A 524-nucleotide genomic window follows, 5' to 3' on the forward strand; every position below is an offset into this window, starting at 1 on the left:
ACCATGCCTTGGAGTAGCGCGTCCTTGGTGGGAAAGTTGTAGAGAAGCCCACCCTTGCTGAGACCCACCCTTTCGGCCACGGTGTCCAGCGTCAGTCGTCCCGACCCGATCTCGCTCACCAGCTCCGCAGCCGCGTCGAGAATCCTCTCGCGCGAGCTCTTTCGGTCTCGAACATGTTCCGACATCGCTCTCCTTGCGCTCAACCCGTTCGGCCGAAATCCATCCGCCATATCAGCGTCGAGCCCTTCAGCGTCAAGATGAGAGCATGACCGGTCGCTAAGGGTCCCGGCGGAGTTCTGCCACGATATCGAGGTCGGGCTTCGGGAATAGATTGGAATGTATTCTCGTCCATAAGCAGGCCCGCCTTCTGAGATATTGGGCTAATGTCGAAATGTGATCCGCTTGGGAACCGGATCGATCGTTCCGGGTTTACGGCTGGGCAGTATGCACTCGCAGCCCTCCATTGCTCCTCACCTGATCTTTTGAATTGTGCCCTGATGAAGCGACTTGTCTCTCACCGGCCG

Annotated in this window: 1 protein-coding gene; it reads right to left on the reverse strand. The window is 58.0% G+C overall.

Features of this window, described 5'->3' with window-relative positions; all coding sequences use genetic code 11:
* A partial coding sequence (locus tag KBI52_RS00905) for a TetR/AcrR family transcriptional regulator (RefSeq protein WP_210804792.1) occupies nucleotides 1–185 on the reverse strand: 185 nt, incomplete at its 3' end.
* Nucleotides 186–524 lie beyond the last annotated feature (339 nt).

It is taken from the genome of Microvirga sp. HBU67558, from assembly GCF_018069605.1.
Classification (GTDB): domain Bacteria; phylum Pseudomonadota; class Alphaproteobacteria; order Rhizobiales; family Beijerinckiaceae; genus Microvirga; species Microvirga terrae.